The sequence below is a fragment of the Frankia sp. CcI49 genome (assembly GCF_001983215.1).
GTDB classification, from domain to species: domain Bacteria; phylum Actinomycetota; class Actinomycetes; order Frankiales; family Frankiaceae; genus Parafrankia; species Parafrankia irregularis.
In genome coordinates this window covers 186,237-213,007 of record NZ_MOWP01000006.1, presented here as the reverse complement: position 1 = coordinate 213,007, position 26,771 = coordinate 186,237, and the positions used below count along the sequence as shown (strand labels likewise).

Genomic DNA, 26,771 nt, shown 5'->3' with positions numbered 1-26,771 from the left:
GCGAACTCACCACCCGTCACATCCTGAAGGGCCACAACCCGACGAAAAACAATATGAAGGCGCCCAGCAGTCCGATCCCGACGGCCAGGAAGGCGAAGTCCATGATGACCCTCGCGATGCCGGCACCGGAGGGGCTGTGGGCGAGATTGGCGGGGTCGCTGCGGTCGTAGACAACGTCTACCTGCCCGCCTGCAGGGTAGGAGCCGGAGACCTCTCCGACATACTTCTCTCCGTCGACGGTATAGCTCACCTTGGTGGCGTGTTCTTTCCAGCTCGTGGTTTCATCGCTCCGCCACTCGTAGCGTGTGGAGATTGCCACCGCGGTCGTGTGCACGCCATTGTTCCGTAACGAAAGACCAGAAACTGCATTGTCGAGCAGCCAGCGGTTCATGAGCAGTAGTGGGGCGAGGCCGGCCAGGAAGAACAGCGAATAACCGACAACTGTCAGGTCGCCTCGGAACCGGTATGGCAGACGCATCAGGAATCCCTGGTCCGATGGAGCGCGCGGTCGGTCCTGCGGGCGGAGTGCAGCGCCTCTTCCCGTGCGGCGTCCGGCTGCCCGACCGCCTCATCTCCGGTCTGAAGATACCGGGCCTCGCTGACCGGAGCAGCCATCGCGAGGCCGCAGACGGCGGCGGAGACCGCGGCGGCCGTTTTCCGGAACTGGACCGGATGACCCTGGTGGGCACCGCGACGGAGCCAGGGTGCCGCAGCGGCCCGCATGCCGAACATCTGGCGCCGGTCGTCACCCGCTTACTGGCAGGTGTCGGAAGTCGTCGGGAAGACGTCGTGCACCAGGCCGATCCGTAGCGCCTGCTCGGCGCTGACCTCCGATCCGTGGCAGGGCCTGCCACGACCACCGCGGAAGCGGTCCCGGGGCGTAGGGTTCGCGGGTGGCTACTGCCGCCGAGTACGCAGCTGGTCGGGTGGACGCGGTGCGCGACGATCCGGCGGGGCGGTTGGCGTTGCTGGGCTCTCTCTACGCGGCGCCACCGGGTTGGCCCGAGCTGCGGCTGCCGTATCGGCGGGCGGCACTGGCGTTCATGCGCTGGCAGCTACGCCGCGGCCTGCTCGCCCCGGTGGCCGGTGCGGCGCCGGGCAGTGCCTGGTGGCGGGCCGTCAACGAGCGGCTTCTGCGTGACACCGCCGAGGCGCGAGGCCACGTGGTTGGCATGGGTGGTCCGATGTCCTCGCCAAGCGCCGCGTCGTCGGTGGCGTTCGCCCGCCGGCCTTCGGTACGGGCGTGGTACCGCGCGCACAACGCGAGCGTCGTGGCCGCGTATCTCGAGCACCGGGCGCTGGCCGACGCCGAAAGCTATGTGGAGCGGTTCTTCCTGAACCTGGTGCTGGTCCGCGTACTGTACGCRCACGCGCTGGTGGCCGCTCCGCGCCTCGCGATGGGCTGGTTGGGGCCGGTCGCGCCCCTGCTGGGTGACCCGCGGGTGGGAATGACCGGTATCTTTCTGTCGCTGTCCCGGGTGCTGCCTGACCGGTATCCGCTCGAGGGCGACCTGCAGGGGTATATCGACGACGAGCACGGCCTCGGCCGGTTGCTGGACGTCGGGATGATCGTGCCGCGCCTTGACGCGCTCTACTCCTGGTCAGCCGCGGAACTGTCGATTCCCGCACTCACCGGGCTGATCCGGAACCAGGTCCCGTGTTATGCCTGGGACCCCAGCGACGGGAAACCCTGGGACCCGGCCCCGAAGCTGGTTGATCGAGCGCTTCGGCGGATGGTTCCACCTGGTGGGGCGTCCCATGCCGGTGGCAGCACCATGTGATCGCAGCACCGTGTGACCGGCGGTTTCAGCTCCCCTGCCGGTCGCGCGCCCCAGCCCTGTCAACCGCGCAGACGGATGACGGTGCTGCTGTCGGTGCACGTTCCGCGGAATCAGGGCTCCGCGCACCCCGCGGCGTGATCCGACCTCATCCGTTCGGCGAGAACCTCCCGCGAAGCGCTGCCGACGTGGCTGTGAATGCCCGGCGGGCCATTTCCGCCGGTCCGAGTGCCGCGAGTGAGGCCGAATACACCTCGGTCGCGATGATCGGCGTGGCTCCCATCGCGGCGAGAACGTCCAGAACCGCGTCGATGTCGATGTCGCCGACGCCGGGCAACAGCCGCGCGGTGGTCGTCTCCACGACCGGGTCCTGCGCCGGCGCAGCGGGCGCGTCGCAGAGCTGGACCACGTCTATCCGTGCCGGGGGTACGGTCCGCAGCACGTCTTCGCTCGGGCCGCCGGGCTGGCGGAACCAATGCCAGAGATCGAGGACGAGACCGAGGTTGTCGCGGTTCACCGCGTCCAGGAGCCGTGCCGCCGCGGAAAGGGTCGGCACCACCGTCCACGGCAGGAACTCGAAGCTGATCCGCAGGCCCTGGTCCGCCGCGACATCGCACAGGCAGGCCAGTCGCGCGGCGACCTCGTCGAGGTCTGCCGTCCCGGGACGCGAGGTCGTGATCGCGATGATGTGCGCCGCCCCGGCGCGCCGGGCGAGGTCCACGAGCGGCGCGGCTTCCGCCGCGATCGCGGGCCGGTCGGCGGTGGCCCACTCCATCGCCACCTCCACCGTGGCGATCGACAGCCCACGATCACGATGGCGGTCGAAGTATTCCTGCGGGGCCATTCCGGCGGTGACGGCGCCGTCGAAGTGGGATCTCGTCATCTGGACTCCGCTGAAGCCCGCCGCTGCGACGGCATCGACGAGCCCGCGAATGTCGTCGGCGCCGGCCGGATGGCCCAGCGGTAACAGTGTCGGTGCCGAGATGACGGTCATGAGGATGATCTCCAACCAGAGCGCGGGAAGGGTCCAGGACGGCGTTCAGTTCTGCCGGGTCGTGGTCACCTCTGCCGGGTCGTGGTCACGCCCTTGAAGGTGCGGAGGATGTCGCTCCATCGGGCATTGGTCATCTCGCCGGCGGAGCCGCCACGGCTGCGGTGGTCGAGGGATTCCCGGCCGGTCGTCAGCCGGGCCAGTTCCGACACCCGGGCGTAGGCCTCTTCGTCTATGCCGGTGGTGACGCCGAGAGCGCCGGTGAAGGCGAGGAGATCCTCGGTCGGGAGGTTCCCGAGGACGTCGGGCTCACCGGGAAACCACAGGTCGCCGCCGATCCCGCAGAACGCCGACTCCAGCCAGTCGACGCCGACTCCCAGCGCGGCGAGCACGTTCGCGAGTGCGAAGCCGTTGCGCGCGTGCAGGTGCAGGCCGATCTCAAGCGTCGGGAAGGCGGCACGGGTGGTTTCCAGGGAGTCGACGATCTGCACCGGATTGGCCATGCCGACGGTGTCGCCGAAATAGACACCCACCGCCCCTGCGTCAACGGCCCGCCGCACCAGTTCCAGGCGGATCGCCGGATCGGTGGCACCCACGCAGGGCGTGAAGTAGGCCATCGCGATCCCGACGATGAGGGCCGCGCCCGCGGCCCGGGCGATCTCGCCGATGGCTGGCAGGTCGGCAAGCACCTGCGCGACGCCGCTGCCCTGGTTGAGGCGGCTGACCTCCTCGTCACAGCAGGTCAGGGCGACGAGATAGTCGAGTTCGCACTGCCCGGCGCGGTGCGCGCCCCGCAGGTTGGGGACGAGCGCGCGGTACCGCACCCCGGGCTGGCGTGGCACGGCCGCGAGGACTGCCTCGGCGTCGGCGAGCTGGGGCAGCACCCGTGGGTGCGCGAAGGAGGCGACTTCGATGTCCCGGACGCCGGCGTCGATCATGTGTTCCACGAGTTCGATCTTCGCCTCCGTCGGCACGATCCGCTCGACCGACTGCAGGCCGTCCCGCAGGCCCACCTCCACGACCCTGACACCTGGCTGGAGCGCGAGCGAGCTCATCGGATCACCCCGCGGCGACGGAGATCGGCGACCGTGTCGGCGTCGACGTCGATCTCGGCGAGCAGTTCGTCGGTGGCGTCGCCGAGCGGCGGGCCGGCCCAGCGGATCCGCGCCGGCGTGCGGCCGAAGCGGGGCACCACCGCCTGCATCGGCAGGGTCGTGCCGTCCGCGCCGACCTCGACGTCGACGATGGACCGCCGCGCCGCGAAGTGCGGGTCGTCGAGCATTTCCGGCGCCCGGTAGATCAGGCCCACGGGCACCGCGTGGGCCAGGCAGCGGTCCTCGACCTCCCTGCGGGTCAGCGTGCTCGTCCAGGCGGTGATGATGTCGTCGAGCGCCTGCTGCCGGCGGCCCCGGTCGGCGTGCGTGGCGTAGTCCGGGTCGTCGGCGAGGGCGGGCTGGTCCATCGCCGCCGCCAGCCGCCGGAACACGGTGTCCTGGTTCGCCGCGATGAGCAGGTCCGCTCCGTCCGAGGTCGGGTACACGTTGGAGGGCGCGACCCCTGGCAGGACCGAGCCGGTGCGTTCACGGACATGGCCGAACGCGGCGTAGTCGGCCACCAGTGACTCGCTCATCGCGAGGACGGCTTCGTACAGGGCGCAGTCGACGACCTGGCCGCGGCCGCTGCTGGCGCGCTCGACCACGGCGGCGACGGCACCGAGCGCGCCGAGCGTGCCGGCGAGGCTGTCGCCGATGGACAGCCCGGAGCGGCTCGGTGGTCGGTCCGGCTCGCCCATGAGGTGCCGTATCCCGCCCATCGCCTCTCCGATGGAGCCGTAGCCCGCCCGGCCGGCGTAGGGACCGGTCTGGCCGAAGCCGGTCACCCGGACCATGATGAGTCCGGGGTTGGCCGCCGAGAGCTCGTCGTAGCCCAGGCCCCAGCGTTCCAGCGTGCCGGGGCGGAAGTTCTCGACGACGATGTCCGCGGTCAGGGCGAGGCGGCGCACCAGGTCCTGGCCGTCGGGGCTGCGCAGGTCGCAGCCGAAGGATCGCTTGTTGCGGGCCAGCACCGACCAGTGCACCGGCGCTGCGGTGCCGTCGGTGTGGCCCCACCGGCGCATCGGGTCGCCGCCGGCCGGATCCTCGATTTTGATCACCTCGGCGCCGTAGTCGCCGAGGAGCTGGCCGCAGAACGGACCCGCGATGAGCTGGCCAAGCTCCAGGACCCGTAGGCCCGCGAGCGGGCCGTCGCCCCGTCGTCCCTGATCCTCGGGACCGGGCGGATTGCTCGTGGCCGCGGACACATCAGTCATCTGTTGCGGTCACCCCACCACATCACTTGTCTCGTTCGAACATCGGCCCGGTTCGACTGTCGGCACGGCGCACGTCATATGTGGACATCAGAGCAGCTGTTGCGAGATCGCCTTGGCGCACTCGACGAGGGCCGGGGCATGCTGGGCGGCGCTCTCGGGTGAGAGCCGGAACGCGGGCGCGCCGATGGCCAACGCCCCGACGAGGGCGTCGCGTGCATCCGTCAGCGGAGCCGCCATGGAGCTGAGCCCTCGCTCGCGCTCCTCGGGCGAGTACGCCCAGCCGCGTTGGCGGGTGAGTGCCAGGTCGTCGGCGAGCCGGTCGACGGAGGTGACGGTGTTCGGCGTGAACGCGGGCAGGCCGGCGTCGAGCGCGAGTGCGAGCGCCTCCGGCTCGTGGGCCATGAAGATCTTGCCGGCGGCACCCGCGTTGAGCGGCTGGATCTGGCCCACCTTGCCCTGGTAGATGATCGACTGTTCTGAGTGGCTCATGAGCACGGCCACTCGGGCGCCGCCCTGGCGGACGTAGACGATGCACGATTCGCCGGTGCGGTCACGCAGGTCTCGCACGATGGGCCTGGCCGCGTCGATCAGGTCGGAACCGGCGGTCGCCGCGGCCGACCAGGCCATCACCCGTAGCCCGATCGAGTAGTAGTCGCCGGTTCGCTGGAGCAGGTTCTCCTGGACGAGTGAGCGCAGGATCCGGGCCACCGTCGTTGTCGGGAGGCCGGTGGCGGCCCGGACGTCGGAGGCCCGCAGCCGCGGCTGTCCCCGGGAGAAGCAGTCCAGGATCAGAGCCTGGCGGTGCAGTACCTGGACGGCGTCACTGTCGCGCGTCACGCCGGGCGGGCCCTGCTCGGTGTCGTTGCGGTTGTCGTCGTGCACGCCTGCCGGTGCCTCTCGTCTGGTCGTCGGTTCGTCTGCCCGCCGCGTCGCGTCGCGGGGACCGTCAGTGCCGGAGCAGGAGGGAGCCGAATCCCTCACGCCGGTCGGGGATCCCATGGCGGCGCAGCGCGTGCCAGTACGTCGCCGTGTTGACGGCGACGACCGGAAGCCCGAGCCATCGTTCCGCCTCGTCGGCCAGCCGCGCCATGGACAGGTTCGCGCCGAACTGGATGATCGCGCGCGGTCGCCCGGCGGCGAGTTCGGTGAGCGCCGCGCGGACGTCCGCCTCGGGCGTGTGCGAGATCTGCAGGGGCGTGGGCGCCCGCAGGTGGATCGCCTGCTGGTATCCGTAGCCGATCTCCTCGACGAAGGCCTTCAGATGCGCGTCCGCGTCCGGCATGTACGGCGTCACGAGGGAGATCGGCCCGTCGTCGACACCGAGAGCGCGCAGCGCGGCCGGCAGCGCGTCCGCCGCATGGATGAGCGTCAGCTCGCCGAAACGGGTGTTGAGCCGCCGCTCGATGGCCCGCGCGGCGCCGACACCGCCCCGGTACACCGCCTCGATGGACACTCCCATCACGACACACGTCGGCTCGACGCAGAGCACCCGCTGGACGGCATCGTCCAGGCCGCGGTCGATGGCGTCGACGAGCTCCTGGAACCCCACGTCGCCGTCGATCGGCTTCTCGGGGATGTGGATGCGGGCGATGTGGTTCGTCACGCCGTAGGGGCGCATCGCGTCATACTCGGGCTGTACCACCGTGTTGACCGACGGCGTCACGACACCGAGTCTGGCCCGGTAGCCGAGTGGATCGCCAGACATCACAGCCTCCTGGTCGCGAGGGACGGATCGCCAGGGACACGCACCAGTCGGCGCCCTGTGCCTCGGAGCGCGGCGAGTGCTCCCGGCCCACGCGGGCACCTCCCGCGGCGCAGACTCATGACACGCTGGCCGCGGACACGCCCACGAGCCGCCGGGCCGCGAGCTCGCCCTCCCAGACCGCGTCGAACACCCGGCGCGGGGCAACGCAGTCGCCTACGCCCACGACCTGCCTCTCGATGGCGCTGAGTTCCCGGAGCAGACCGTCGTCCGCTCGCTGTCCGGTCACCAGCACCACCGCGTCGACGGGCTCGCGCTGCTGCCGCTCGCCGTTGTGGACGTCCGCGAGCGTGACCCGGTCGTCCTTGATCTCGACGAGCTCGACGCCTGCGGACAGCCGCACGCCGAGCCGGCGCAGGCGACCTGTGACGGACGGCAGATCGTGACTGTCGGTGAGCCCTGCTCCGACGTGCGTCAGCCGCGTCGCGATCTCGACGGTGCGCCGCCGCGCACCGCCGGCGAGATGCTCGGCGACCGCGAGCGCCCGGCGATCCCCGAGGTCGTCGACGACGAGCACCGAGGCCGGCAGGTTCACCTGCTCGCCGAGCACGTCCTGCACGGTGAAGACGTTCCACTGGTCTGTTCCTGGCACGGCGGGCGCGCCCGGCGCCCAGCGGGCCGGGCGCAACGCCGTCCACCCGTCCCGGCGTGGTGACGATCCGGTCGCGATGATGTAGGCGTCGAACTGGCCGGCGAGGTCCGCGGCCGTCGCCGCATGGCCCAGCCTGATGGTGACACCGGCCTTGAGCAGCTGATCGGTGAGCCAGTCCGTGATGCCGAGCCACTCCCGGTAGGACTCGACGGCGCCGAGCCAGCGCACCTGGCCACCGGTCGTGTCGGCACGCTCGAACAGGGTGACCTCCCGGCCGAGCTCGGCGGCGGTTAGGGCGGCCCGTAGCCCTGCCGGCCCGGCGCCGACGACCGCGACGCTCCTGGCCGAGGCACGTGTCGAGGGCGTGGCCGGCGTCGAGGGCGTGGCCGGTGTCGAGGGCGTGGCCGGTGCCGCGGCGAGGACGGCCTCCCGGCCGACGGCGGGATTGTGGACGCAGGAGAGCGCCGTGCGAGCGATCGACGCGATGCAGTGGTTCGCGCCGACGCAGGGCCGGATGTCGTTCGCGCGTCCCTCGGCCGCCTTCCGCACCCAGTCGGCGTCGGCGATGAGCTGCCTGGCCATGCCGACGAAGTCGGCGTCGCCGCGGAGCAACACCCCTTCGGCCATGTCCGGCGTGGTGATGCGGCCCACGACGACGACGGGCAGTTCGCCGACGGCGGACCTGATCGACGAGGTCGCCGTGATCTGGTGACCCATGGGTGTGGGCGACGCGCCGTAGATGAGCATCCGGTCGAGGTAGGTGCCCTGGGAGACGGAGATGTAGTCCACCGCCGCGGTGGCCGCGATGCGCCGGGCTATCTCCGCCCAGTCCGCGGTCCGCAGCCCGTTCTCGACGTCGCCGTCGTCCCCGTTGATCCGGATGCCGACCACCATGGTCGCCGGTACGGCCGCACGCACGCGTTCGATGATGCGCCGGACCAGGCGGAACCGGTTGTCGAGGGAGCCGCCGTAGTCGTCGGTGCGGTGGTTGGTCGCGGGGGAGAGGAACTGGCCGAGCAGGTATCCATGTGCCAGGCCGTGGATCTCGACGCCGTCGAGGCCGCCGTCGACCGCGAGAGCCGCGGAGCGGGCGTAGCCCTCGACCAGTTCGTCGATCTCGGCGGCCGTCATCTCGTGCGGGATCTCCCGGTAGACCGCGCACGGGACCGGGCTCGGCGCCCACACCGGCAGGCGGCTCACGATGCTGTCGGTCTCCCGGCCGCGGTGCCAGAGCTGGGCGAGGAGCAGTGTGCCGTGCGGCTGTACCGCGGCGGCCACCGTGCGGTAGCTCTCGACCACCGAGGGCTCGTAGGCCAGCACGACGCCCGTGCGGGGCTGACTTGTGGGATGGACCGCTGTCGCCTCCATCGTGATGACGGCGACGCCCTTCGCGGCCCGCTCACCGTAGTAGGCGGCATGCGTGGCCGAGTAGGTGTGGTCGGTGGTGAACTCGGTGGCGTGGGCCGTCATCCAGACCCGGTTGCGGGTGGTGCGCGGCCCGAGCCTGCCCGGCTGGAACAGCGCTGGGTAGTGCCTCAACGGATCGGTTCGTCGCCGAGGAGGGTGGTGCGGTGCATGCTGCGCGGCCGGGTCCGGTCGAATGCGCAGGCGCGGTGCAGCAGGCCCCGGTTGTCCCAGATCACCGTGTCGCCGACGGACCAGCTGTGCCGGAGCACCTTGTCCGGCGTGGTGGCCCGGGCCTCCAGCCCGGCCAGCAGCGCCCGCCCCTCGTCACGGTCCATCCCGACGATGTGGGAAGCCGTGTGCCCGAACACGAGGGACCGCCGCCCGGACCGCTGCTCCCACACCAGCGGGTGCTCCCGCATGGGGCGTGAGGCCCACTCGGCCAGCTGCTTCGGCGTCGGGTCCGGGTAGCTGCGCCGCTGCACCGCCTCGAAGGTGTGCACGACGCGCAGCTTCGCGTACTGCTCCTTCTCCGCCTCGGAGAGAGCCTCGTACGCGGCGTAACTGCTGGCGAACTCGGTCTCGCCGCCGTGGTCGGCGACCACGCGCGCTGTCAGCACCCCGGCCCTCGGTGGCGGGCCGCCGTCCAGGCAGCCGTCGATGTGCCAGCCGTCGTTGCTCCGGAAGTATTCGGCGTTGCGGTTCGACGGCTCGAAGTTGATCTCCATTACCTCCGGCAGCCGATAGCCGCGGAAGCGGGCCAGCTCGCCCAGCCTTCGGCAGAACTCCACCTGCGCCTCATCGTCGAGATGAATTTCCCGGAAGAGCAGAACTCCGTGCTCCGCCAGCGCGGCGAGGCAGGCGTCCGGGAACTCGTCGTCATGCAGAAGGCGCTCGCGATCGATGTCCAGGAGCTCGACCCCGATCCGTTCCGACAGCTTCTTCGTCGCGATTGCGGCCATCTGGTGCTCCTTCCTGCGCGGCCCGGCTCGTCGGCGGCCGGCTTCGCGTCGTCTCGTTCGGCCCGCGGGATGTCGCCCGGCGGGTGCTCGCGTCATGCGTCCGTCCCCTGAGAGGGTCAGATGTGCCGCCCGGGCGGTACCGGATTGTGGGTCCGCGGCCAGCGGAACATGCCGTTGGACGCGTGCTGCCCGCCGTTGAGCAGGAGGGTCACACCCGACACCCATGACGCCTCTGCCGAGCAGAGGTAGAGCGCCGCCGCGGCGACGTCGTCCACATGCCCGATCCGATTGAGCGGATAGAAGGACGCCATCGCGGCCCGGTCCTCGGCTGTGGTGAGCCGGTCGGCGATGAGCTCGGTCTCGACCGGGCCTGGAGCGATCGCGTTCACCCTGATCCCGTGTGTTCCGAACTCCATGCCCAGGGTCGACGTGAGGTGGTTGAGAGCCGCCTTCGCGGCCCCGTACAGCACTGCCCCGGGCGACGGGAAACACCCGCCGACCGAGGTGATGGTGAGGATCGCGCCCGCGACGCCGCGGTCCCTCATCGACTCGGCGGCGCGGATGGAGGTCATCAGCGCGGCRCGAACATGCAGCCCGAAGACGTGGTCGAAGTCGTCGGTGGTGACGTTGAAGGTCCCACGTTCGAGGCGACCGGTGTCGCCGGCCGAGTTGATCAGGACGTCGATCCTGCCGAGCGCGGCGAGGGCGCGCTCGACAAGGTCGCCCGGCGCGCCGGGCTCGGTCAGATCGACCGGTAGCGCCCATGCCTGCCGCCCCAGTGCCTGGATCTCCGCGACAACGGCATCGAGCTGCTCACGGCCGCGGGCGGCGACCGCGACATCTGCCCCGGCCCGTGCCAGGGCCAGCGCGACAGCCCGCCCGATGCCCCGCCCGCCACCCACGACGAGGACCCGGCGGTCGAGGTAGGAGAACAGTGGGGCTGTCAAGGTGCTCACCGGCCCAGCGCGAGACCGGTCAGCTCGCCCGTCTCACGCCAGGCCCGCAGCAGGTCCTCCATGGCGTAGAAACCGGGCCAGTAGGGATCGCCGAGGACCGAACGAATCTCCTGCTCACCCTCGTTGTTGTAGTAGCCGGGTGTGCATTCCCGAACGAAGGTGGTGTTGTCGATCGCGGTCGCCCTGATGGTGGCGACCCATTCGTCCTGGGCTTCGGCGGTGGGCTCGACGGTGCTGACGCCGCGGGCAAGGGCCTCGGCGATGATGTAGGCGATGTGGTCGGCCTGCTGCTCGAACATGGAGGTGACGCTGGCGGTGATACCGCCCTGTATGTACCCGGTGAACATGAGGTTGGGGAAGCCGTGGCTGGTGATACCGTGCAGCGTGCGATAGCCCTTCGCCCAGTGGTCGTAGAGTGAAATGCCATCACGTCCCGTGAACGGGTGGATGGYGAGGCGCCGGTCGAGATCGGTGGTGATCTCGAAACCGCTCGCGAAGACGATGCAGTCGACCTCGTGCTCAATGCCGTGGGCGATGACGCCTTTCGCGGTGATCCGTTCGACGCCCTTCGTGCTCGACACGTCGACCAGGGTTACGTTCGGCAGATTGAAGGTTGGCAGGTAGTCGTCGTTGAAGCACGGCCGCTTGCACAGAAAACGGTAGTAGGGCTTCAGGGCCTCAGCCGTCACCGGATCCTCGACGATGGCCTCGACGCGCTGGCGCAGCCTCTCCATCACCTGGTAGTCCACCGTCTCGCGCAGTGCGAGGAACGTCGCCGGGTCGGCGAGGGCCGCCCACCCGTCGGTGGCATCGAGATGCGCCTGCAGGTTGCGGCTGATCTCGGTCCACCCGTCGCAGACAAGGTCGGGCTGGCCTGGGCCGAACGCCTCGTAGGCAGCCGTGTGGAAGCTGCGCTGCCGCTCCCGCTGCCAGCCAGGGCGTAACGTCCGCACCCATTCGGGATCGGTCGGCGCGTTGCCGCGTTGATCGATGGAGGACGCCGTGCGCTGGAAGACATAGAGGTGCTCGGCGGCGCGGGCGAGATGCGGAACCACCTGGACACCGCTGGCGCCCGTACCGATCACCGCCACCCGCTTCGTGGCGAGCTTGTCGAGACCGCCGTGGACGTCGCCGCCGGTGTAGGAGTAGTCCCATCTGGCCGTGTGGATCGTATGGCCTGCAAAGTCGGAGATGCCCGGTATTCCGGGTAACTTGGGCCGGTTGAACGGCCCCTGGCACATGACGACGAAACGGGCCCGGATCTCGTCTCCCCGGTTGGTGCCGATCTTCCAGCGGCTGGTCGAGGCGTCCCACCCGAGCGACCGGATGAGCGTGCTGAACATGGCGTTCTCATAAAGGCCGAAGTGCCGGCCGATGCGTTGACAGTGTTCGCGGACCTCGTCGCCGAAGGTGTACTTCTGGGTGGGGATGTACCCGGTCTCCTCCAACAGCGGCAGGTAGCAGTAGCTGTCCGAGTCGACCTGGATGCCGGGATAGCGGTTCCAGTACCAGGCGCCGCCGAAGTCGCCGCCGAACTCGAGGATTCTCAGATCGGTGACCCCGGCCTGCCTGAGCCTGGTCGCGGTGATGAGGCCGGCGAAGCCGCCGCCGAGGATCGCCACGTCGATATCCGCGGAGACCGGCGGGCGCGGCACGACCGGCGTGTACGGGTCGGCCTCGTAGAAATCCTCGAACTCGCCTTCGGCTTCCAGGTACTGCTTCTGTCCCTCCGGGTGAAGCCGCTTGTCGCGCTCGGTCAGGTATTTCTCCCGGAGAGCCGCTTGGTCGACCTCGGGCGTCTCGGTCGGTGCGCAGGTCTGCATGCGAGATCCTCGGTTCGGGATTGTCACAGGGATGTGAGTCGTCGGCGCCGGAGGGTCGGGGAGTCCTGGAGGCCGGGGCGTAGCAGGTCGGGCTGTCGAGAGCAGCTCGTGGCGGGTCCTGTCGGTGACCTCTGTCCCGAGGAACTCTGGACGAGACCGCATCGTGGTGTCAATATCCGCCATACGGTCTTCCTGGTGCCGCCGCTGGTCGCCCGACCTGCCTCGGCGGGGGACCCCCAGCCCCGGTCGCCAGTACAACGCGCCACGTTCCGGCGGGCGGTGCAGCCGCCAGCCGTGGTCGCGGGCCGGTGCGTCAGCAGCGCGGCGGGCCTTCTGGCGTGGGTGAGCAGCTCGTGGCCGGCGCGAGCATTTCCCGTGGACGTCAAACCGACAGTCGGGAGCGCAGGATGAGTGAACAGAGCACGACGGCACCGACAGGCGCGGACTCGTCAGGAACCAGGCTCGACCTGTCCGACGTCGACCATCGTGTGGGCCAGCTGGTCGGTGGCGGGCAGCTGTGGGATCCCTGCAGCGCTTCGGACATCCGCCGCTGGGTGATGGCCATGGACTACCCGAACCCGCTGCACTGGGACGAGGAGTTCGCCCGCGGGTCGAGATACGGCCGCATCATCGCGCCTCAGTCGATGGCGGTCGCGCTGGACTTCGGGCATGGCGCCCAGCCGGCCTGCGTGGGCCACATCCCCGGTAGCCATCTCATCTTCGGCGGTGAGGAGTGGTGGTTCTACGGCGCGCGCGTGCATGTGGGCGACCAGCTCTTCCAGCAAAGGCGCTTCCACGACTACAAGGTGGTCGAGACGAAGTTCGCCGGACCGACGATGTTCTCCCGCGGCGACACGGTCCACACCAACCAGCACGGCACCCTGGTGGCGCGCGAGCGCTCGACGGCGATCCGTTACCTGGCGGCGGAGGCGGAACGTCGTGGCATGTACGACAAGCAGCTCGGGGCGGTGAAGCGTTGGACCGCCGGGGAACTCGCGGAGATCGAAAGGGTTCGCCACGAATGGATCCTGTCGAACCGCCTGGGCGTCTCGCCGCGGTTCGACGATGTGGAAGTCGGCGCCGGACTGCCGCGTCGAGTGATCGGCCCGCACAGTATCGCGAGTTTCACCACCGAGTACCGCGCGTTCGTCTTCGGCATCTGGGGCACGGCGCACTGGGTGGCACCGCCGGGTGTCGAGGATCCATGGATCAATCAGGACCCGGGCTGGGTGGACGGGTTCGGCTTCGACGAGGACGGCGCTCGGATCGATCCGCGGTTGCGCGACGGCCTCTACGTCGGCCCGTCGCGTGGCCATGTCGACGCGGACAAGGCCGGCGAGATCGGCATGTCCCGTGCCTACGGGTACGGCGCCACGATGGGCGCCTGGTGCACCGACTACCTCGCCTACTGGGCTGGCGTCGAAGGCATGGTGCGCCACACCAGGGCGAACTTCCGTGCTCCTGCCTTCGAGGGAGACGTCACCTACTTCGACGCCGAAGTCGTCGGTAAGGAAACCGACTCGGCCTGGGGTGCCCCGCTCGTCCACATCAGGCTGCGGCTCGTGAATCAGGACGGACAGGTTCTGGTGGACTGTACGGCCGAGGTCGAGCTGCCGCCCGGCGCCGACAGGGGAGCCGGTCAGTGAACAGTCGGGTGGCCATCGTCACCGGTGGCGGATCGGGAATCGGCGCGGCGATCGCTCGCCGGCTGGCCGTGGACGGACTCGCGGTGGCGGTCTTCGATCTGAACGGCGCCACCGCCGAGGAGACCGCCGCCCTGATCGCGGCCGGCGGCGGCAGATCCCTCGGCCTGGCTGTTGATGTGACGGACTCCGCCGCCATCCAGGCCGGAGTCGATAGCAGCGGCCTGCGCGTTCCTTGTCCGCGACGAGGCCGGCTACATCACAGGCCAGGTGATCGGAGTCAACGGGGGCCGCAACACCTGACTCCTTGGCCGTCGGCGGCGAGCACGGGGCCGGCGAAGGCCTTTACCTAGCCCTTCGGCTTCTTCGCGCCGCCGAAGCCGAGGCGGGCGCTGCGCTCCTTGAACTCCGGGGTGTTCAGCAGGTTGGTGACCAGCAGGCGGTCGAGGTGGCGCTGGGCGGTGCGGTCGGAGATGTCGGCGTACATGTCGACGGCGAGCTTCGCCACGCCGAGCGCCTCGGCCGGGATGGTGGTGAGCTCGCGGCAGAACGCGTACACGTCTTCCAGGAACGTCTCCGCCGGGAAGATGTCGTGCACCAGGCCGATCCGCAGCGCCTGCTCGGCGGTGACCTTGCGGCCGGCCATCGCCATCCACTTTCCCCAGGCGGGGCCGACGATGCGGGTGAGCCGGCTGGTGCCGCCGCTGCCGGCCAGCACCCCGATGTGGATCTCCGGCACCGCGAACTCGGCCTGTGGGGTGCAGAACCGGAAGTCGCACGACACCGCCATCTCCACCCCGCCGCCCAGGCAGCTGCCCTGCGCCGCGATGATGATCGGCTTCTCGATCGCCTCGAACTCGTCGTAGAGCGCGTGGTGGCTGCGGTAGTTGCGCCGCATGTTCCAGCCCGGGTGCAGGTGCTCCGTCTCCGGGTTTCCCTGCCGGTTGCCGACGGGCTCGGACAGGTCGACGCCGGCGGTGAAGTACCGCCCGACACCGGTGATGACCAGGCAGCGCAGGTCGTCCCGGTCGGAGAGCAGGTTGGCGGCGTGCCAGAGGGTGCTGGTGACCTGGGCGCTGATGAGGTTGAGCTTGGGGCGGTCGATCGTCACGGTGAGGATGCCGTCGTGCTCGGTCAGCCGGGCGTGCTGCTCGCCGGCCCCTCCGGCTGGCTGGTGGTCGCTCGTGGCCGTCATGAACTGGGATCCTTCCGTGTCTGCTGGGCTCGCGCAGGAGCCGTGCCTGTGGTCAGCCGGCGGCGGCTGGTGCGGCGAACGCGCGGCGGACCATGTCGACGAACTGTTCCTCCGCGATGCCGGCCGTCCCGTCGGGGCGGGTCGCCTCGGCGTTGCGGTAGGCGCCGACCATCGAGGCGAGCAGCCGGGCGAGGCTGTCGGCGTCGCCGCCGCAGATCGTGCCATCGCGCTGCCCGCGGGCGATCACCTCGGCCTCCAACCGCATCGCGTCCGTGTACCCGTTGGCGATGTCCTCGCTGAGCTGAGGTGAGACGGCGAGGCCCGACGAGTAGAGCCGACTCATGAGCCGGCCGAAGTCCGGGAAAGCCCGGTAGAACATGATCTCGCTGCGGACGAGTCCCACCAGCAGGTCGATGCCCGCCCCGTCCGCCTCGGCGAAGGAGCGGATCCGGTCCAGCAGCGGCAGGCCGCGCCGATCGATGACCGCCCGCAGGAGCTCGTCCTTGTTGGGCAGGTGCAGGTAGAGTGCCCCGACCGACATCTCGCACCGCTCGGCGACCTGCCGCAGGCTGGTCTCGCGGAAGCCGTGCCGGCCGAACAGCTCCTCCGCGGCGTCGAGGACCCGCTCACGGACCCGCTCGGCCTGTTCACGCTGGCGCAGCTCGCGCGGGGAGGCGGTCGTCATCGGGCCGCCGCGGTCGGGCTCTCGGTGCCCGCGTCGGCGCCGGGCGGGACGTCGAAGCGCTCACGCAGGGCCTGCTTGAGGACCTTGCCGGTGGTGTTACGGGGGAGATCGCTCACGGTCGTGACATGTGCGGGCACCTTGAAGGCCGCCAGCGACGTGCCCACCCAGGCGCGGACGTCGGCCGGGTCGATCACGGCGCCGTCGCGGGGGACGATCACGGCCAGTACCTCCTGGCCCAGCTCCCGGTGCGACACCCCGATCACCGCGGCGTCGGCGACATCGGCGTGTTCGAGGAGGCGGTTCTCGATCTCGATCGGGTAGATGTTCTCGCCGCCGCGCACGATCATGTCGCGCAGCCGGCTCTCGACCTGGAGCAGACCACCGTCGAACCGGCCGTAGTCCCCGGTGGGGTACCAGCCCTGGTCGTCCACCGGGCTGACCGGCTCGCCCCAGTAGCCCAGGAAGGTGCTCGGGCAGCGGATCCACAGCTCGCCGATCCGTCCGTCGGTGATCTCGGCACCGGTCTCGTCCCGGACGGCGACCTCGGCGGTCGGTGTGGGCACGCCCGCCGAGGTGGGATGCGCAGCGAGGCGTGGGCCGCTGATCGCCGTGCCCAGGCCGCAGGTCTCGGTCATCCCGTAGCCGTTGGTCAGCGGAATACCCGGCATCCGCTGCTCGAGCAGGCGGGGCAGCTCCGGTGAGATCGTCGCGCCACCGCAGCCGACTCCCCTGACCGTGGGCCGGGCCATGCGGTCCAGGTCGGGATGCTCCAGCAGACGCAGGATCTGGGTCGGCACGCCGCTCCACTGGGTGACGCCGTGGCGGGCGGTCAGCTCCAGGTGGACAGCGGGATCCCAGCGGCCGGGCGCCGGAAGAACGAGCGTCATCCCGGACCGGGGCGCCACGGCCGTCAGCGGCCCGAGCCCGGAGATGTGGAAGAACGGCCCGGTCAGCACCGACACGGGCGTACCCGCCGGCGGGGGAGCGGCCCCGGAGACGGCCTCGACCGCGCCGCGCAGCGCCGCGTCCATCGCGAAGTTGACCAGCCCACGGTGGCTGATCAACGCTCCCTTCGGACGGCCGCTGGTACCGCTGGTGAACAGGATCGCGCAGGCGTCGTCCTCCCCGACGGTGGCCGGCGCGAAGGCCGGTGCCCCGGTCTCACCGGCCGTCCCCGCCGCCGCGGCGACCAGGTCGGTGAACGACACCGCGCCGGCGACCGCTTCCGCGACCACCTTGCTGCCCGCGTCGGCGTCGAGCTGGGTGAGGCGGGCGAGCCGGGGCTCGTCGGCGACCAGCAGCGCCGGTTCGGTCAGCGCCAGACCGGCGGCGAGCTCGGGTCCCGTCCACCAGCCGTTGAGACCGACGACGACGGCGCCGAGCAGGAGCACGCCCCAGATCGTCAGCGCGTGCTCGGCGCTGTTGGCTCCGGCCAGGGCCACCCGGTCGCCGGCGGAGATCCCGTGACGGCTCCGCAGCACCGCGGCGACTGCCCGCGCGGCGTCGGCGGCCTCACGGTAGGTCACCGTCCGCTCCGGCAGCACCAGGTACGGGCGGTCGGGATGCTCCCGGGCGGCCGCGGCGAGCAGCTCCGGCAGGCTGCGCGGCCGCTGGGCGAAGACCGCCATCTCGACCCCGCGGACGTCCTCGCGCACCAGCTCGAACGGCGCGCCCGGCCCGGTCAGGACGGGGAGCAGCGACGGCGGGATGCGGGTGAGATCGGGCCAGCCTGCCATGGTTTCCTCCAGGCTTCGGTCTTCGGTCTTTCGGGACTGGTCGGCGGCCGGGTCAGACTCCGACGGCGATGACCTTGGTCTCCAGGTACTCCTCGAACCCGGGCACACCCATCTCACGGCCCAGGCCGCTCTGCCGGTACCCGCCGAAGGGCATGTCAGGCGCGTAGTACTGGCCGCCGTTGACGTTGATGGAGCCGGTGCGCACCCGCCGCGCGATGCCCATCGCCCGGTCCAGCGAACCGGAGCTCACCGACCCGGCCAGCCCGTAGATCGAGTTGTTCGCGATGCGGACGGCGTCGTCGTCGGTGTCGAACGGGATCATCACCGCGACCGGGCCGAAGAACTCCTGCTGGGCGATGGCCGAGTCGGGGTCGACGTCGACGAACAGGGTCGGCTCGGTGAAGAATCCGGTCGGCAGGTGCGCGGGCACACCGCCGCCGACGGCGACCTTCTGCCCCTCGGCCACCCCGACGGCGATCAGGTCGAGGACCCGCTGCCGCTGGAGGGCGCTGATCTGCGGGCCCATCAGCACCGACGGGTCGGTCGGGTCGCCGTAGGGGAAGTTCGCCAGCGCCTCGCTCATGGCGGCGACGGCGTCGTCGTAGAGCGGGCGGGCTACCAGCAGCCGGGAGTCGATCGCGCAGCCCTGCCCGGAGTGGAAGCAGGCGACCGTGGCCGCCATCGGGATGACCTTGCCGAGGTCGGCGTCGTCGCACACGATGTGCGCGGACTTGCCGCCCAGCTCCAGGAACGTCTTCTTGATGGTCGGCGCCGCGGCGGCCATCAGGTGCCGGCCCACCGCGGTCGAACCGGTGAAGCTGATCATGTCGACCCGCGGGTCCTCCGCGAGGCGCTGTGCGACCTGGTTGTCCGACGTCGTCACGACGTTGAACACCCCGGCCGGGATGTCGGTCTCCTCGGCGACGAGGCGGCCGAGCACGGTGGCCGTCCACGGTGAGTCCGGTGCCGGCTTGAGCACCACCGTGTTACCGGCGGCCAGCGCGGGCACCACCTTCGCCAGGTTGATCTGCATCGGCACGTTCCACGGCGTGATCGCCGCGACGACACCGACCGGCTCCCGCGCCACCACCCGGCGGCTGGTGGAGTACGTGACCGGCGAGTCGTACACGCCGTGGTCGGTGTCCCAGATGTACTTCTCGGCCAGGTCCGCCGTGTAGGAGACGATCCCCAACGCCGCGTCGAGGTGCGGGCCGTGGGTCAGCGAGACCGGAGCACCGATCTCGGCGACGGTCAGCCCGCGCAGCTCCTCCTTGTGGCGCTCCAGGGCCTCCGACAGCTGGCGCAGGCAGCGCAGCCGCAGCTGCGTGTTCGTCGACCAGTCGGTGGCGTCGAACGCGGTTCGGGCGGCGGCGATGGCAGCGTCCATGTCGTCGGCGCCGGCGTCGGCGACCAGGCCGAGGACCTGCTCGGTCGCGGGGTTGATGTTGGTGAAGGTGCGGCCGGCCCGCGCCTGCACCAGGGCGCCGCCGATCAGCAGCCGCGGCTCGGAGAACACGGAGGTGTCCGCCGGGGCGGCAGAGGTGTCGGACATCGAGCTGGCTCCTGTTCCTGCAACGAGATGGTCGTGTGGAGGGTGTCGCCGGCGGGCGGCGCGCGGCGGGCGGCCGGCGGCCGCCCGCCGGTCAGGCCGCGGGGTGCCAGAGGATGTCGCGTGCGTCCAGCAGCTCCACCACATGCCCGCCGTGGCTGCGCAGCATGCGGATGAACTCCGCCGCCGCGCTGCCGCCGTCGCCGGCCGCCATCGCCCGCATGACGGCGGCCACTCCGCTCTTCTGCCCCCCGATGGTGCTGGGAACGAGGGCGAAGAAGTTGCCCGGGATGATCCCGGTCATCAGCCGGGAGAACGACGACAGCCGGGGCGAGTTCGCCATCGCGAAGATCTGGCGGAGGAACTGCTCGTTGGCCCGCAGAAGCTCCTCGGCGTCCTCGGCCTGGCACAGCCGGCGCTCCGCGGCGGCCAGCGCCGCGAAGCCGGCCGGGTCACCGCGTTCGGTGGCCTGCTCGGCCGCCAGACCGTAGAGGTGGCCCAGCAGCGCGTAGTAGTCGATGACGGAGTTGCGGTCCAGGCCGTGGACGAACGCCCCGCGGTGCGGCTCGATCGCGATCCAGCCCTCGCTCTCCAACGTGATCATCGCTTCGCGCACCGGGATGCGGCTGACGCCCAGCTCCTCGGCGATCATGTCCTGGCGGACGCGGTCACCCTGGCGCAGCGCGCCGCTGAAGATCAGGCCGCGGATGTGGTCCGCGACCTGACGTCCGCTGCTGCGACGTTCCATGTGCTGCCTGGTCCGGGTCATTCAGCCACCTGGACGGCCGCGGTCGCCGCTGTGGCAGGGGCGGCCGCGGCGGCGCCGGCGGTGGCGCCGGCGGTGGCGGTGCCGAGGTAGGCGGTGGCCAGCGCCTCGGTGTCCAGCTCGCTGGTCGGGCCGGCCCAGGTGATGTGGCCGACGGTGAGGAAGGCGGCGCGCCCCGCGACGGACAGCGCGTTGCGGGTCTTCTCCTCGGCGATGAGCAGGGCCGTTCCCTGCTGCTGCAGCTGGCCGAGCGCGGCGAAGATCTGCTCGGTGACCAGCGGCGCCAGGCCGAGCGACGGCTCGTCGGCGATGAGCAGGCGGGGCGGGCGGACGAGCGCCGGGGCGAGCGTGAGCTGCTGCTGCTCACCGCCGGAAAGCGCACCCGCGGCCTGCCCGCGGCGGCGGGCCAGCGAGGGGAAGGCCTCGTAGGCGCGGTCGCGTTCGTCCCGGTCACGCAGCCAGATCGTCAGGTTCTCCTCGACGGTGAGGTCGGGGAAGATACCGCGGCCCTCGGGCGCCAGGTAGATGCCGTCGCGCCGGCGGCGCTGCGCCGGGATCGCGGTGACGTCCTCGCCGGCGAGCTCGATGATGCCCGCGGTGGGGGTGACGAGGCCGCCGATCGCCGCGCACAGCGTGGTCTTGCCGGCACCGTTGCTGCCCAGCAGGGCCAACGCCTCGCCCGGGCCGATCACGAGGTCGACGCCGTGCAGGACCTCGATGTCGTTGTAGCCGGCGTGCAGCCCACGGACCCGCAGGACGGGCTCCACCGCGGTTTCGAGGGCACCGGCGGCCGTGGGCACGTCGCCGCCCACCGGAACAGCGACCGCGGGCGAGGGAGCCGCCGGGGCAGGCGAGGTCGCGCCTGCTGTCGAGCTGGCCTGGCGGCGGCGACGTTGCTGGGTGGCGCGGCCGATGGCGGCCAGCGCGCCGTCCGGGTCGCGGGCCAGGCCGATGGCGCCGAGCCCGAAGAGGATCTGCATGAAGTGGGTGGAGTCCGGGATGTTCTCGAACGCCTGCGGGGCGAGCGCGGCGACGAGGCCGGCGAGGACGGCTCCGGCGGGGCGGCGGATGCTGAAGGTGATGGTGGTCGCCAGCCAGACCAGCCCGAGGAACGCGTCGTAGTCGGTGTTGGTGACCCGGCCGCGGGTGGTCGCGAGCAGCACGCCACCGAACCCGGCGATGGCCGCGGAGATGACGAAGACCAGCAGCTTCATGCGCCCGACGGCGATGCCGTTGGTCTGCGCGCCGACGTCGCTGGAGCGCACGGCGAGCATCGCCCGGCCCGTGCTGGAGGTGCGCAGGGCGTGGACGAGCCAGATGGTCAGCCCGAGCAGCACCAGCAGCATCACGACCATCCACCGGGGGTTGGCGGTGTCGACGATGCCCAGGTCCGGTGCCGGGATCGCCCAGCCGCCGGAGCCGTTGGAGATGTCGCGGATCTGGAACAGCAGGTTCTGGCCGATGAACGCCAGCGCCAGCGTGGACAGCGCCAGCGGCAGTCCGCCGAGACGCCGGGTCGGCAGCGCGATGACGGCGCCGGTCAGGGCGGCGACGACCACCCCGGCGAGCAGCGCGGGCAGATACGGGACGTCATGGGAGATCAGGATGCCGGTGGTGAAGGCACCRGCGAGGACGAAGGCGACCTGCGCGAGGCTGACCATGCCGCCGATGCCGGTCACGACCGTGAACGACATCAGCACGATGGCGGTGGCCAGGCCCTCGGCGAGCAGACCGGCCCAGAAGTCGGTGGCGCCCCAGGCGGTGTAGGAGAGCAGACCGACGGTGACGACGCCCCACAGCGCACGCCGGCGCCACGGCGAGACCTCGGTCGGGTCCTCGGCGGGCGGCTTCTCCTCCAGGGTGGTGCCGGCGGAACGGCCGCGTTCGGCGCCGAAGAAGAACAGCAGCAGGAAGAGAATGATGAACGGGACGGCGGTCGGGAATCCCGTGATGTCGAGGTCGACGTAGCCGTCCACCAGGTTCTGCGCGACGCCGAGCAGCAGGCCGCCGGCCATCGCGAGCGGAATGGAGGCGAAACGCGCCAGCACCACTGCGGGGATCGAGACGAACAGCAGCGTGTTGTAGGTGAAGTTGGCCAGGCCGAACATCGGGGCCAGCAGGACGCCGACCAGGCCGGCCAGTCCGCAGGAGGTGATCCAGGAGACCGCGGACGCCCGGTCCGGGTCGACGCCGCGCAGGGCGGCGATGGCGGGCCGGCTCACCGAGGCGCGCATCTCCAGGCCGATGCGGGTGCGGCGCACGAGGTACCACAGCAGCAGCGCGGAGAAGATCGCGGCGCCGAGAATGGCCAGCTTGTCGCTGTCCAGGATCAGGCCGTTGCCGAGCTTGTAGATCTCCTTGGGGCTGGGGCCCAGGCCCGGGAACCGGAAGACGTCCTCGACGGTCGGCAGGTCCAGGCTGGCCTTCTCCCGCAGCATGGCGGTGATCCACAGGCACAGCGCGGGCAGCGCGATGAGCAGGCCGAGGGTGGCGACCATCCGCGCCGCGATGGACGCGTCGCGCAGCGGGTTGAACAGGATCCGGTGCAGCAGCCAGCCCAGTGCCGGCGCGAACACGCCGACGCAGAGAATCGCGCTCGGCACGACGGGCAGGCCCTGGCCGGTGTTGAGCTGGAAGAACAGGTAGGCCGTCGAGAAGGCGACGCCGCCCTGCCCGAAGTTGAACACTCCGGAGGTCTGGTAGGTGAGGGTCAGGCCGGACGCGAGGATCGCGTATAACGCGCCGGTGACCAGCCCCGCGACCACCAGGTTGAAGAACTCGGTCACGCGATTCCTCCTTGGTCGCGGCCCGCGCCGCCGCCATTTCTGGGACCACCTGGCCGGGCGCGGAGTTTCCGTTCCGGCTCCGGCCAGGCGGTATTACCTGCTGTTGCTGTTGCTGTTGCTGTTGCTGTTTTTGCGTTGCGGTTTTTGCTGTTGTGCGGTGGAGCTACTTCTTGATCAGGGAACCGCAGGAGAGCTTGCTGGTGATGTCGTACTTGTCGCCGTTGAGCTGGACGATCGAGGCGCAGGGAGCCGAGATGTTGTGGTTGAGCGGCCACCGCGTCTCGGGCACGGCGCCCTCGACGTAGTAGGAGTAGTCGGAGTTGAGCACCTTCAGGAGCTTGTCGACGGTGAGGTCAGGGCCGACCTTGGTGGCTGCCTGGATGAACATGTCGGCCGCCCAGTACCCGGCCATTGCCGGCAGGCTGATGGCCTGGTCCGGGGCGTACTTGGCGAAGTCCTCGGTGAGCTGCTTGATGGCGGGGACGCCGGTGTCGACCCCGGGCTGCCACTGCACGATCGTGTAGGACTTCTGCAGGTCCTTGAATCCGGCGAGGCGCGGGTCGTAGCCGACCGGGTTGAGGTTCTTGCCCTCGTACCCGGCAGCCGTCATGGCGGCGGTCATCTTGATGACCGAGTTGAAGTCCGCGACGTAGAGGACGACGTCCGGCGGGGCGCCGTTGTTGGACGTCATCAGGGCGTTGACCACCGCGGTGGTGTCGGTGATGCCCGCGACGGGGATCGGGTTCTCCTCGTAGACGGTCTTCACCCCGACGGAGCGGATCTGTTCGCCGAGCTGCTTGAGGCCCGCCCGTGCCGAGTCGTTGTCGACGCCGACGAGAGCGGTCGTCTTGCCGGTGGCGTCACCGCCGAACATGGCCTGGATCATCAGGCCGTACGTCGTCGAGGTGACGTCGCCCTCGGGGAACTGGCAGCCGGTGATACCGAAGCCGATCGATGTCTGGCAGAAGCCGAGGTTGAAGCCCCAGCCGAAGAAGGGCACCGTCTCGCCGCAGAAGGTGTCGAGATAGTTCGCGCTGCTGGTCATCACCGGGACCGCGGCGAAGATGTTCTTGTCGACCAGCGCCTTGGCCTGGGCGCTGTTGCGCGCGGGGTCGTTGCCGTCATCGAGGGTGCCCACATAGTTGATCTTGCGGCCGTTGACGCCGCCCTCGGCGTTCGCCCGGTCGAACCGGGCCTGTGCGCCGAGCTCGGTGCCGGCCATCGAGCTGCCGCTGGCGCTGGTCAGATAGGCCAGGCCGCCGATGGTGATCTCGGTGTCGGTGACGCCGCGGGTGGGGTTGGAGGCGGTCTGGCCACACTTCAGGCTGGCCGCGTCCACCGTGTAGCCGCCGTCACTCCAGCCCGACGGCGGGCCTGCCTTCACCGTGTCGGCGGCGACGGTCGGGCCGTCCTGCGGTGTGCCGTCCGACGAGCACCCCACGGCACTCGCGATGACCGCGAGCGCGGTGGCTGCCGCCGCCACTAATCGGATGGTTCGCATCGATGCACTCCCTGGTGATTCCTTGAAACGAACGAGCGGTGCGGGAGCCGTTGTCAGCCGAGGTAGGCGTCGCGGACGGCCTGGTTGGCCTGGATCTCGGCCGGGGTGCCCTCGGCGAGGACGGAGCCCAGGTCGAGCACGGTGATGCGGTCGCAGGTCCGCATCACGAAGGCGGCGTCGTGCTCGACGAGCACCACCGCGCATCCCTCGCCCCGCAGCGAGAGCACCAGTTCCCCGAAGCGGTCGGACTCGGCGTGGGCGAGCCCGGACGTCGGCTCGTCGAGCAGTAGCAGCCGGGGGCGGTCGGCGATGGCACGGGCGAGCTCCAGCAGGCGCTGCTGGCCGAGCGGCAGCGAGCCGGCGGAGACCTTGCGCAGCTCTGTGAGGCCGCACCACTCGAGGACCTCCGCGACCCGCTCGCGGCGCTGGTGTTCCAGCGTGCGCCGCGACGGCAGGGAGAGCAGGTCGGCGAGGACACCRCCGCCGCCGCCGTGCCACTCGAGCCCGGCGAGCACGTTGTCCTCCACCGACAGCCAGCTGAAGACCTGGGCCCGCTGGAAGGTGCGGCGCATGCCGAGCCGCGCGCGTCGGGTGGCCGAGACGGCGGTGACATCGTGGTCCGCGAAGTGGACGGTTCCCTCGGAGGCGGGGGTGATGCCGGAGATGATGTCGAAAAGGGTGGTCTTGCCCGCGCCGTTCGGCCCGATGAGGCCCTGGACGGTTCCGGCGGCGACGGTGAGGTCGACGTCGGTCAGTGCGCGCACCCCGCCGAAGCGCTTGCTGACCGAGGACAGGCGTAACAGCGGCGCTGCTCCGGTGACGGGCGGCGCCGCGGTGGGTGTCGGCGTCGGCATAATGCCTCCAAAACCGCCGTCGGCGGCAACGACTCGGCTGCGATGTCTCATCGGAGTTGTGCTGGATCTGTGAAGATGGGCGCGCCACCCCCGGTGCCAGGGGTCCCGGCCCGGTGCGGGGTCGGCACGGGCCCTGGCGGGGCGGGCGGGTGACCACGCGTGACCCGGGAAGTGGCGTCACCGCAGTGATCTTTAGATATTGTATAATCAATCACATATGCCGGAATGTGGCAAGGGTTTGTGTACCGGCACCACCTTGGTGGTGTTCGTTCCCCCGCCCGACCCTCCAGGCGGCGCTCGGCCGGCGCTCAGTCGACTCCGAGCAGCACCGTCGAGGCCGAGCTGAACCAGCCTCCGGTGGCGTTCACACAGGCCACCCGGGCGTCGGGAACCTGCCGGCCGGTGGCCTCCCCGCGCAGCTGGCGAACGGCCTCGACCAGCAGGAATATGCCGCGCATGCCGGGATGGCAGGCCGACAGCCCGCCGCCGTCGGTGTTGGTGGGCATCGCACCGCCCACCCGCATCGTGCCGCCCTCCAGGTAGCCGCCGGCCTCCCCGCGGCCGCAGAACCCCAGCGCCTCGAAGGTCAGCAGCACCGTCGAGGTGAACGAGTCGTAGAACTGGCAGACGTCGACGTCCGCGGGGGTCAGCCCGGCCCGGGAGAAGGCCAGTCGGCCGGACACCTCGGCGGGCGAGCGGGTGAAGTCCGCCCACTCCGACATCGTCGTCACGTTGCTCGCGGTGCCGGTGCCCAGCACCCGCACCGCCCGGCCCGGCAGGTCGGCGGCGCGCCGGGCGGAGGTCAGCACCACCGCGCCGCCGCCGTCGCTGCGGATGCAGCAGTGCAGCTTGGTGAACGGCGTCGCCACCATCGGCGCGGCGAGGACGTCGTCGACCGTCAGCGGCTCCCGGTACATCGCGTCCGGGTTGAGGCCCGCGTTGAACCGGGTGTCGACGGCGATGTTCGCGAGCTGTTCGATGGTCGTGCCGAACTCGTGCATGTGCCGCCGCGCCGTCATCGCGTACTTGGCGATCAGGGTGTGCCCCCACGGCACCTCGAACTGGCTCGGCCCGCGCGAGGACAGCGACAGGTTCGCCGTCCGCAGCCGGTTCTTCAGGTCCGAGCGTGCCGTCGACCCGTAGACGAGCAGCACGGTGGTCGCGGTTCCGGCCCGGATCGCGTCGGCGGCGTGCTCGAGCATCACCTCCCACGCGCTGCCGCCCACACTGGTGGAGTCGGTCCAGGTCGGCCGCAGCCCCAGGTACTCGGCCAGCTCCACCGGCGCGAGGACGCCGAGACCGGTCGAGGCCACGCCGTCGACGTCGGTGTGGCTCAGCCCCGCGTCGGCGAGCGCCCGGGCCGCGGCCTGCTGGTGCAGCGCGAAGGGCGTCGTCGAGTCCACCCGCCCACAGTCGGACAGCGCCGCCCCGACGATGACAACCTGCTCGGTCATTCGATCCTGCCCCATCACCCGGTCCT

General features: G+C 70.7%; 23 protein-coding genes. 4 read left to right on the top strand and 19 right to left on the bottom strand.

Going from position 1 to position 26,771, the window contains the following annotated elements; all coding sequences use genetic code 11:
* Window positions 1-16 precede the first annotated feature (16 nt).
* A complete protein-coding gene (locus CcI49_RS05080; protein WP_076824646.1) occupies window positions 17-478 on the bottom strand; it encodes a DUF3592 domain-containing protein in 462 nt (153 codons plus the stop codon).
* 17 nt (window positions 479-495) lie between these two features.
* Between CcI49_RS05080 and CcI49_RS05075 the strand changes: the two genes are divergently transcribed.
* Window positions 496-810, top strand: a complete 315-nt coding sequence (locus CcI49_RS05075; protein WP_076824644.1) for a hypothetical protein — start codon at window positions 496-498, stop codon at window positions 808-810.
* Between the two features lie 83 nt (window positions 811-893).
* Complete coding sequence (locus CcI49_RS05070; protein ID WP_054567591.1) at window positions 894-1,781, top strand: hypothetical protein; 888 nt, start codon at window positions 894-896, stop codon at window positions 1,779-1,781.
* Window positions 1,782-1,926: 145 nt separating this feature from the next.
* On the opposite strand, the gene CcI49_RS05065 is transcribed toward CcI49_RS05070, so the two are convergent.
* From CcI49_RS05065 to CcI49_RS05025, 9 genes are all read right to left on the bottom strand, one after another.
* Entirely contained in the window at window positions 1,927-2,772 is an 846-nt protein-coding gene (locus tag CcI49_RS05065) for a sugar phosphate isomerase/epimerase (protein WP_076824642.1), read from the bottom strand.
* A gap of 65 nt (window positions 2,773-2,837) precedes the next feature.
* A complete protein-coding gene (locus tag CcI49_RS05060) occupies window positions 2,838-3,824 on the bottom strand; it encodes a pyruvate carboxyltransferase (protein WP_054567590.1) in 987 nt (328 codons plus the stop codon).
* Window positions 3,821-5,077: a CaiB/BaiF CoA-transferase family protein gene (locus CcI49_RS05055; RefSeq protein WP_083749313.1), complete on the bottom strand. Its 1,257-nt coding sequence runs from the start codon at window positions 5,075-5,077 to the stop codon at window positions 3,821-3,823. The genes CcI49_RS05060 and CcI49_RS05055 overlap by 4 nt, the downstream gene beginning before the upstream one ends.
* A gap of 87 nt (window positions 5,078-5,164) precedes the next feature.
* Entirely contained in the window at window positions 5,165-5,959 is a 795-nt protein-coding gene (locus CcI49_RS05050) for an IclR family transcriptional regulator (RefSeq protein WP_054567588.1), read from the bottom strand.
* 64 nt (window positions 5,960-6,023) lie between these two features.
* Window positions 6,024-6,782 (bottom strand): IgiC, encoded by a 759-nt coding sequence (locus CcI49_RS05045; protein WP_054567587.1) that lies wholly within the window; start codon window positions 6,780-6,782, stop codon window positions 6,024-6,026.
* A 115-nt stretch (window positions 6,783-6,897) separates the two neighbouring features.
* Window positions 6,898-8,970 (bottom strand): FAD-dependent oxidoreductase, encoded by a 2,073-nt coding sequence (locus tag CcI49_RS05040; RefSeq protein WP_076824639.1) that lies wholly within the window; start codon window positions 8,968-8,970, stop codon window positions 6,898-6,900.
* Entirely contained in the window at window positions 8,967-9,797 is an 831-nt protein-coding gene (locus CcI49_RS05035; protein WP_076824637.1) for a TauD/TfdA family dioxygenase, read from the bottom strand. Before CcI49_RS05035 ends, CcI49_RS05040 begins: the two co-directional genes overlap by 4 nt.
* 116 nt (window positions 9,798-9,913) lie before the next feature.
* Window positions 9,914-10,753, bottom strand: coding sequence for a glucose 1-dehydrogenase (locus tag CcI49_RS05030; RefSeq protein WP_083749312.1), 840 nt, complete (start codon window positions 10,751-10,753; stop codon window positions 9,914-9,916).
* Complete coding sequence (locus CcI49_RS05025) at window positions 10,750-12,576, bottom strand: NAD(P)/FAD-dependent oxidoreductase (protein ID WP_076824635.1); 1,827 nt, start codon at window positions 12,574-12,576, stop codon at window positions 10,750-10,752. Before CcI49_RS05025 ends, CcI49_RS05030 begins: the two co-directional genes overlap by 4 nt.
* A 407-nt stretch (window positions 12,577-12,983) precedes the next feature.
* Between CcI49_RS05025 and CcI49_RS05020 the strand changes: the two genes are divergently transcribed.
* Both CcI49_RS05020 and CcI49_RS05015 read left to right on the top strand, forming a co-directional pair.
* Entirely contained in the window at window positions 12,984-14,222 is a 1,239-nt protein-coding gene (locus CcI49_RS05020) for a MaoC family dehydratase N-terminal domain-containing protein (protein WP_076824633.1), read from the top strand.
* Complete coding sequence (locus CcI49_RS05015; RefSeq protein ID WP_235498015.1) at window positions 14,219-14,572, top strand: SDR family NAD(P)-dependent oxidoreductase; 354 nt, start codon at window positions 14,219-14,221, stop codon at window positions 14,570-14,572. Before CcI49_RS05020 ends, CcI49_RS05015 begins: the two co-directional genes overlap by 4 nt.
* Here CcI49_RS05015 and CcI49_RS05005 read toward each other — a convergent pair.
* The 9 genes from CcI49_RS05005 to CcI49_RS04965 form a co-directional block, all read right to left on the bottom strand.
* Window positions 14,569-15,414: an enoyl-CoA hydratase/isomerase family protein gene (locus tag CcI49_RS05005; RefSeq protein WP_083749311.1), complete on the bottom strand. Its 846-nt coding sequence runs from the start codon at window positions 15,412-15,414 to the stop codon at window positions 14,569-14,571. The two genes, CcI49_RS05015 and CcI49_RS05005, sit on opposite strands and share 4 nt — an antisense overlap.
* 52 nt (window positions 15,415-15,466) lie before the next feature.
* Window positions 15,467-16,099, bottom strand: a complete 633-nt coding sequence (locus tag CcI49_RS05000; RefSeq protein WP_076824631.1) for a TetR/AcrR family transcriptional regulator — start codon at window positions 16,097-16,099, stop codon at window positions 15,467-15,469.
* A complete protein-coding gene (locus tag CcI49_RS04995; RefSeq protein ID WP_076824629.1) occupies window positions 16,096-17,835 on the bottom strand; it encodes a class I adenylate-forming enzyme family protein in 1,740 nt (579 codons plus the stop codon). Before CcI49_RS04995 ends, CcI49_RS05000 begins: the two co-directional genes overlap by 4 nt.
* Window positions 17,836-17,887: 52 nt before the next feature.
* Window positions 17,888-19,387, bottom strand: coding sequence for an aldehyde dehydrogenase family protein (locus CcI49_RS04990; RefSeq protein WP_076824627.1), 1,500 nt, complete (start codon window positions 19,385-19,387; stop codon window positions 17,888-17,890).
* Window positions 19,388-19,478: 91 nt separating this feature from the next.
* Entirely contained in the window at window positions 19,479-20,153 is a 675-nt protein-coding gene (locus CcI49_RS04985) for a GntR family transcriptional regulator (protein WP_054567577.1), read from the bottom strand.
* On the bottom strand, window positions 20,150-22,936 hold the full coding sequence (locus CcI49_RS04980; RefSeq protein ID WP_076824625.1) for an ATP-binding cassette domain-containing protein: 2,787 nt from the start codon (window positions 22,934-22,936) through the stop codon (window positions 20,150-20,152). Before CcI49_RS04980 ends, CcI49_RS04985 begins: the two co-directional genes overlap by 4 nt.
* A 163-nt stretch (window positions 22,937-23,099) precedes the next feature.
* Window positions 23,100-24,437 carry an ABC transporter substrate-binding protein gene (locus CcI49_RS04975; RefSeq protein ID WP_076824623.1) on the bottom strand — a complete coding sequence of 446 codons (1,338 nt, stop codon included), beginning with the start codon at window positions 24,435-24,437 and terminating at the stop codon, window positions 23,100-23,102.
* A gap of 53 nt (window positions 24,438-24,490) precedes the next feature.
* Complete coding sequence (locus tag CcI49_RS04970) at window positions 24,491-25,291, bottom strand: ABC transporter ATP-binding protein (protein ID WP_054567574.1); 801 nt, start codon at window positions 25,289-25,291, stop codon at window positions 24,491-24,493.
* Window positions 25,292-25,599: 308 nt separating this feature from the next.
* Entirely contained in the window at window positions 25,600-26,745 is a 1,146-nt protein-coding gene (locus CcI49_RS04965) for an acetyl-CoA acetyltransferase (protein ID WP_054567573.1), read from the bottom strand.
* Between the last annotated feature and the right edge of the window lie 26 nt (window positions 26,746-26,771).

Excerpts from the sequence above, each read along its gene's own strand:
- CcI49_RS05080 (WP_076824646.1), bottom strand. The coding sequence starts at position 478 with ATGCGTCTGCCATACCGGTTCCGAGGCGACCTGACAGTTGTCGGTTAT.
- CcI49_RS04990 (WP_076824627.1), bottom strand. The coding sequence starts at position 19,387 with ATGTCCGACACCTCTGCCGCCCCGGCGGACACCTCCGTGTTCTCCGAG.
- CcI49_RS04985 (WP_054567577.1), bottom strand. The coding sequence starts at position 20,153 with ATGACCCGGACCAGGCAGCACATGGAACGTCGCAGCAGCGGACGTCAG.
- CcI49_RS05060 (WP_054567590.1), bottom strand. The coding sequence starts at position 3,824 with ATGAGCTCGCTCGCGCTCCAGCCAGGTGTCAGGGTCGTGGAGGTGGGC.
- CcI49_RS05035 (WP_076824637.1), bottom strand. The coding sequence starts at position 9,797 with ATGGCCGCAATCGCGACGAAGAAGCTGTCGGAACGGATCGGGGTCGAG.
- CcI49_RS05020 (WP_076824633.1), top strand. The coding sequence starts at position 12,984 with ATGAGTGAACAGAGCACGACGGCACCGACAGGCGCGGACTCGTCAGGA.
- CcI49_RS05055 (WP_083749313.1), bottom strand. The coding sequence starts at position 5,077 with ATGACTGATGTGTCCGCGGCCACGAGCAATCCGCCCGGTCCCGAGGAT.
- CcI49_RS05005 (WP_083749311.1), bottom strand. The coding sequence starts at position 15,414 with ATGACGGCCACGAGCGACCACCAGCCAGCCGGAGGGGCCGGCGAGCAG.
- CcI49_RS04965 (WP_054567573.1), bottom strand. The coding sequence starts at position 26,745 with ATGACCGAGCAGGTTGTCATCGTCGGGGCGGCGCTGTCCGACTGTGGG.
- CcI49_RS05075 (WP_076824644.1), top strand. The coding sequence starts at position 496 with ATGGAGCGCGCGGTCGGTCCTGCGGGCGGAGTGCAGCGCCTCTTCCCG.
- CcI49_RS04995 (WP_076824629.1), bottom strand. The coding sequence starts at position 17,835 with ATGGCAGGCTGGCCCGATCTCACCCGCATCCCGCCGTCGCTGCTCCCC.
- CcI49_RS04975 (WP_076824623.1), bottom strand. The coding sequence starts at position 24,437 with ATGCGAACCATCCGATTAGTGGCGGCGGCAGCCACCGCGCTCGCGGTC.
- CcI49_RS05065 (WP_076824642.1), bottom strand. The coding sequence starts at position 2,772 with ATGACCGTCATCTCGGCACCGACACTGTTACCGCTGGGCCATCCGGCC.
- CcI49_RS05000 (WP_076824631.1), bottom strand. The coding sequence starts at position 16,099 with ATGACGACCGCCTCCCCGCGCGAGCTGCGCCAGCGTGAACAGGCCGAG.
- CcI49_RS05045 (WP_054567587.1), bottom strand. The coding sequence starts at position 6,782 with ATGTCTGGCGATCCACTCGGCTACCGGGCCAGACTCGGTGTCGTGACG.